Source organism: Paenibacillus amylolyticus (assembly GCF_003719335.1).
Taxonomy (GTDB): Bacteria; Bacillota; Bacilli; order Paenibacillales; family Paenibacillaceae; genus Paenibacillus; species Paenibacillus amylolyticus_D.
Genome location: NZ_RIAS01000031.1, coordinates 23,765 through 29,764, shown reverse-complemented (window position 1 = coordinate 29,764; position 6,000 = coordinate 23,765). Strand labels below are relative to the sequence as shown.

At 45.1% G+C, this 6,000-nt stretch carries 6 protein-coding genes; 2 read left to right on the top strand and 4 right to left on the bottom strand.

Features of this window, described 5'->3' with window-relative positions:
* Window positions 1–796: 796 nt before the first annotated feature.
* Window positions 797–1,777: an arginase gene (gene rocF / locus EC604_RS28935; protein WP_345789289.1), complete on the bottom strand. Its 981-nt coding sequence runs from the start codon at window positions 1,775–1,777 to the stop codon at window positions 797–799.
* 56 nt (window positions 1,778–1,833) lie between these two features.
* Entirely contained in the window at window positions 1,834–3,036 is a 1,203-nt protein-coding gene (locus tag EC604_RS28930; RefSeq protein WP_123067404.1) for an ornithine--oxo-acid transaminase, read from the bottom strand.
* 486 nt (window positions 3,037–3,522) lie between these two features.
* Here EC604_RS28930 and EC604_RS28925 point away from each other — a divergent pair, with 486 nt between their 5' ends.
* Window positions 3,523–4,167 (top strand): GntR family transcriptional regulator, encoded by a 645-nt coding sequence (locus tag EC604_RS28925; RefSeq protein ID WP_123067403.1) that lies wholly within the window; start codon window positions 3,523–3,525, stop codon window positions 4,165–4,167.
* 138 nt (window positions 4,168–4,305) lie between these two features.
* Here EC604_RS28925 and EC604_RS28920 read toward each other — a convergent pair whose 3' ends face one another.
* Entirely contained in the window at window positions 4,306–5,037 is a 732-nt protein-coding gene (locus EC604_RS28920; RefSeq protein WP_161557085.1) for a class I SAM-dependent methyltransferase, read from the bottom strand.
* A gap of 162 nt (window positions 5,038–5,199) precedes the next feature.
* Between EC604_RS28920 and EC604_RS28915 the strand changes: the two genes are divergently transcribed.
* Window positions 5,200–5,556: a hypothetical protein gene (locus tag EC604_RS28915; protein WP_123067401.1), complete on the top strand. Its 357-nt coding sequence runs from the start codon at window positions 5,200–5,202 to the stop codon at window positions 5,554–5,556.
* Between the two features lie 210 nt (window positions 5,557–5,766).
* Here EC604_RS28915 and EC604_RS28910 read toward each other — a convergent pair whose 3' ends face one another.
* On the bottom strand, window positions 5,767–5,994 hold the full coding sequence (locus tag EC604_RS28910; RefSeq protein ID WP_090924970.1) for a cold-shock protein: 228 nt from the start codon (window positions 5,992–5,994) through the stop codon (window positions 5,767–5,769).
* Between the last annotated feature and the right edge of the window lie 6 nt (window positions 5,995–6,000).

Below are 6,000 nucleotides of genomic sequence, written 5' to 3'. Positions count from 1 at the left end.
CCTGAGCCAGGATCAAACTCTCCAATAAAGTTATTGAAAAGAGCGATAAGCTCATTTTGAATCTGACGAGATTAAAATCTCATTGTGCTTTCAAAATCATACAGTCCGAAGACGTGTACCGATTTTTCCAGCGTCGATCTTGCAAGCAAGATCGTTACTCACTCGTTGTTCAGTTTTCAAAGATCAAACTTTTCTTGCTACCGAAACCAGTTCGTTTCAGCAACTCTTATATCATATCATCTCCGAACCAACTTTGCAAGCTTTTTTTCAAGTTTCTTTCGAAGCTTGTTTTCATTTACTTGCCGCACCGTGTGAACCGTGTTTTCTTGGCCGGAATTAGAATATACCATGTATGACATAACAATGCAACACTTATTTTAAAAATATAAGATTTCATCATATGGACCAGGACTTATATCATTATATATACGAACTTTAAGACATCCTATCCAATTATGAATTTGTATAATGCACTCACGATGTTGCTTTTATTTCACAACCCAAGAAACGAGATAGAAGATGTAATGTTACATGGGACAGTGTAGATCTTGAGCAGCTCATTATGCAGCTCGTTGTTAATCAGCTTCTAACTATGTCGTATACTGCACTCTATTATAACCTGAATAACATCATCACACGAACGGTTACAACTTATTAAGGACATTTATCAACCTACTTAAATACAGGGAAGCCGCGTAAATGATCAGCATAATGTTTCAGCTGACCTATAACACAACTCCCCGGCAACACACCTTATAGATCATACTTGTGCCCTCTGAGCGCTCTCTTCTTCCTTCTATAGAATAGACTTACCTAACAAAGATGCAATTAACCCAACACCCAGCCTCGCTGTATGCCGGTTTTGATCAAGTAGCGGGTTCACTTCAACCAATTCCATAGATACAACCCGGTTGTTCGCAGCTAAACACTCCATCGCAAAATGCGCTTCTCGATAACTCAGCCCACCCGGCACAGGCGTTCCAACCCCTGGCGCTTCACGCGGATCAAGGCAGTCCATGTCAAAGCTAACATGAATACCTTCCGTCCCATCTCCCGCAATCACCATTGCCTGATCAATGACGTGTTGCATCCCCATTCGATCAATATCATGCATCGTAAAAGCTCGAATGCCCAATGCTCTGATCTGCTCCTTCTCGTAGTCATCCACATCACGGAGTCCGATATAGACCAGGTTGGAAGGATGAACAAAGGAACCGGCACCTTTGATCTGTGACAGATTAAAAGTCGAATGCCCAAGAAATGCAGCCACGCTCATTCCATGCATATTTCCAGTCAAGCTATGTTCTTCCGTATTCAAGTCTGCATGGGCATCAAACCAGATCACCCCTAAATTGTTGTAATGAGCAGTTAACCCGGCCAAAGTACCGATGGCCACGCTATGGTCTCCCCCAAGTACAACTGGAAAAGCTCCCTCTTCGAGAGCAGATGCTACTTCTTGACACACATGCTCACTGACCTGCTGAACCTCATTCAAATACTTTACTGTCTTGCGCCCAAGTGGAGTTGCCGACTGTGCAGGGCAATCCACACGCACCTCTCTATTCAAGGGAAATCCCAAACTCGCAATTTCGCGTTTCAATCCGGCAGTGATCAGTTCATCAGGGCCCAACTCAGCCCCATTTCTTGCACCCGCTAACCCAAAAGGAACTTTAATCAGAGCCACTTCTTGTTGTTGAGTCTTTACATGACCCGTGTCCTGACCAGATACATTTCGCATCGCCTGCTCTCCAGCAGCCAAAACATCCTCATTCTTCATAAAGTATCGCTCCTTTTCATCGTTGTTGAACTACTGCCCACTGATGCACCTTACCCTTAAGATGAAGCATCACCAAGCACATTTTTAATGATCTCTATAGCCCAATCAATCTCTGATTCCTTTATGGTTAGCGGAGGAGCCAAACGAATCGTAGTTTCATGCGTTTCCTTACAAAGCAATCCTGCCGACATCAGACGTTCGCAATAAGGTCGGGCAGGACCATCGAGTTCAACCCCAATGAAAAGACCTTTGCCCCGAATTTCCCGTATAGCAGAGCTTTGAATACCTTGAAGTTGTTCCATAAAATAATTCCCCAGCCGCTCTGACCGCTCCGCAAGTTGCTCATCTTCCAAAACATCCAAAGCGGCAACTGCTACCGCACAGGCAAGCGGATTACCCCCAAACGTAGAACCATGTGATCCCGGTTCAAACAGATCCAGGATGTCTGCTTCGGCGGCAATTGCCGAAATCGGCATCACACCACCCCCAAGCGCTTTACCCATAATCCATATATCTGGTTCGACATTCTCCCAATCAGAGGCAAATCGGCGCCCCGTTCTTCCAAATCCGGTTTGGATCTCGTCCGCCATGGTCAAGACTCGCTGCTGTCTGCATATCGCAAACGCCTCTGACAAGTATCCAGCTGGAGGAATAATAATCCCCGCTTCACCCTGAATGGGCTCTACAAGGAAACCCGCTGTATTCGGTGTGATCGCTTGTTTCAAAGCCTCCAGATCACCGTAAGGGATAATTCGAAACCCAGGTGTGAACGGCCCAAAATCCTTTTTATACTCAGCGGACGAAGAAAAAGAAGTAACCGTCAGCGTTCTCCCATGAAAATTGCCAGAGCATACGATGATTTCGGCCTGATTTTCAGGTACACCTTTGCAACGATATGACCATCTTCGTACGGCCTTTACTGCTGTCTCAACCGCCTCTGCTCCCGTATTCATAGCTAATATTTTGGATTTACCTGTAAACATGGATAGTTTCTGATAAAATATTGCTGCAGCATGGCTGTGAAATGCCCGTGATGTCAATGTGACCTTGTCTGCCTGATCTTTCAACGCTTGAATAATGACAGGGTGTCTGTGTCCATGATTCAGCGCTGAATACGCACTTAACATATCCATATAGCGGCGGCCTTCAGGGTCCTCGACCCATACCCCTCCTGCCTGTTCAATGACGATGGGAAGTGGATGATAATTAGGCGCAGCATACGTCTCCGACCATTGAATGAACATCTCGGTATCTGGCATTCCTTCACAACCTTCCGCATAATATTGTATACAAAATACAGTAACAGTGTATGCGAGTTGATCTGCGTTTACGACTTGTTTCCTCTTTTTCCGCATCCGCCCTGTTTGTATACCAGCACTCCAACATATCACATTAACTTTATATTTCTTAAAGATGAACCATTAGTTCTCGGATGAAGACCAAGAATGTACCTATCGCAAATCTGTATACAATATACATAATATGATATGCACTTATTTATATTTTCAATAGTAGCAAACCTATAAGGGGATGACAACGCTTTTTTGATCATTTTCAGACTATAATTCCATAAAATGTTTCCCGTTCACTACCGCCGCTCATGTAGCTCCCAGCGTGTGAACTTTGCTTGCCCAACTCCCCCCTCGATGGTAAGATGATAAAAACTTGAAACACCCGGAACAGCGCGCCCTGTATGGCTTCATTAACCATTGATCGTCACTATACATATAGAAGGGAGAATTTGTATGGAGGTTCCTAAGTACCGTTCCTTGAAAGATCATGTCTACGATTACATCGCTCAGAAGATTCAGGACGGGACGCTACTTCCCAACCAGAAGATTAACGAAGCCGAAATTTGCAAAAAGCTGGATATCAGTCGCACCCCTACCCGGGAAGCTTTATTTCAGTTGACCTCTGACAATCTATTGCAATATATCCCACGCAGGGGATTTATTGTTGCTCCTTTTGATACAAGCAAAAAGCTTGAATTCTCGCAGGCTATCGGTGCGTTGGAGGCACTGGCCGCCACGCTTGCAGCGGATCATCTCAAAGCGTCAGAACTTTTAGAAATGGAAGCCCTGATCGCCCGCATGGATGAAGATATCAACCAACTTGATCTGGCTGCCTACAGCAAAAATCAGTATCTGTTCCACAACCTGTACATCCAGCGCTGCGGCAACGCCACCGTCATCGAAATGTTGAACACACTGAAGAACAGCTTTATCCGTCAATCCTATGTCAGTGATAACAAGCCGAAACTATCCGAGGTGCTGCATGAAGTCAATGAAGAGCACAGACAGATTTTAAGTGCGTTCCGTGCTAAGGATAAACCACAGCTGGAAGCACTGCTCAAACATCACTGGCGCATCATTGATAACGACATGCTGTAATCTATAGTTCCGTATTCATCTAGAACACTTGTTGTACTCAGGGCCAGATTGACTTGGACTTGGTGCAAAACTCTCCAGTCACCCTGCTTATAAACGTAAGAGGCAACCCACATCATAACGAATGTGGGTTGCCCCTTTTCAATTTGGCCCAGCTTCCGTAGCAACTCTCGCTGTAAATACGGCATACCCCAGCCTTTTTCCATACCTCAGAAGCAACCGGTCATTGGTGCGACTCATTCGCTGTATATTTTTATCCTCAAGCCAGTTCATATCCATTTCACGTAAAGGGTCGTGATCGACTCCCCACTTGCCCATAGTACGCGATTGTTCCCTCACTTTAACTTCAGAAAATCCACATCCACTCAGTCGTTTCTTCCAAGCTGACACAGTTACCAGTGAACGTATCCCATAGAATTGCTTCAGTCTGCGACTCATCAGTTCCGTTTTTCTTCCCGATAAAACCATCTCCCGATCAACAAGTAGCCCTCCAGGTTTCAGTACTCTCCCATACTCAGCCAGTGCTTTGCGCCATGGGGTGAAAATCGTTACCGATTCGATAAACACTACATCTACGTGGTTATCTGGCAAGGGTAATGCTGTAGCATCGGCTTGGATAAAACGCACATCAACCCGCTCTTTACGTGCACGCCTTACCGCTTTATCCAGCATGTGACGGTGCAGATCAACTGCCGTTACGTTGTACCCCTGCTGAGCCAGATAACATGCTGTTCTTCCCGTACCGCACCCAATCTCCAGAACATGAACCCGAGCAGGCAGCGATAATGAATCAAGCAGTTGCAGTGTAGCCGAAAATCCGCCAGGATGAGCACTTCCTTCTCCTAAACGAGCAAGTAAATCATGATAATCCATGACTCCCCTCCTTCCCTCTCTCCAGTCTATGGAACAAACCGAAAAACCGCTCCTGACTATGGAGATAACCGGGTACTCGTCCATACCAATCCACTCATTTCCTACTATGATATACAAACCGTTGATTTCAGGCGGCAAACCGCAACTATGAGGGGGATATGCATGCACAGAATTCATCCGGTATGTGAAGAAACGGTGTCACCGCATGTGGGACGCCCTGTCTGTCTTGTCATGAGAGACGGTACGCATATGTATGGTACACTTGGAGGTTGCCGGGATGGGAAGGTCTACTTGAATGAATGTTTCCAAGGTCCACGGCTGTCTTCCATCCAATCCAAGCAACAACTGCGTAGAGTAAACAAAAAGAAATTAACATCAGCCAGAAAAGCTAAATCTTCAGCTTATGGTGGCTACCCATATGGCGGTGGATACGGTGGTTATGGCGGTTACGGATACGGAGCTGGCTATGACGTTGCCCTAATTGCTACATTGTTCCTTCTTCCATTCTTATTTATCTAAATCTCAATAACAAATAGCTATTGCATCTATATTAGCAATCAACAAAAACCTCTCCTTGTTCGATTACGGAACAGGAAGAGGTCCTTTTTATGCAACAAAAAAGGCATTCGCCTTAAACGAATGCCAGGATGTTCTTATTTAATTCCCTACCTCAGTAACGGATGTTCATTTTCTAAAAAAAAACACCTCGTGAGAGGCGGGTAAGCTATATTAAATCCGATTTCCTTTAGACATCGTTTTCAGGTTACTATTCGAATTCTCAAGCAATGGTAGCATCCTAGTCGTGCTAACCATCTCAGAAGCACATATTGGACAAGTAGGCACGGTATCAAACGCAAAATTGTCCCGCATCCATCCTTTGCACGTATCACTCGTGCATTCCCAGATTGCCGCATCTGCTTGTGGAATTTCTTCCAACGGTTTTTTGCGATTATACATGACTTC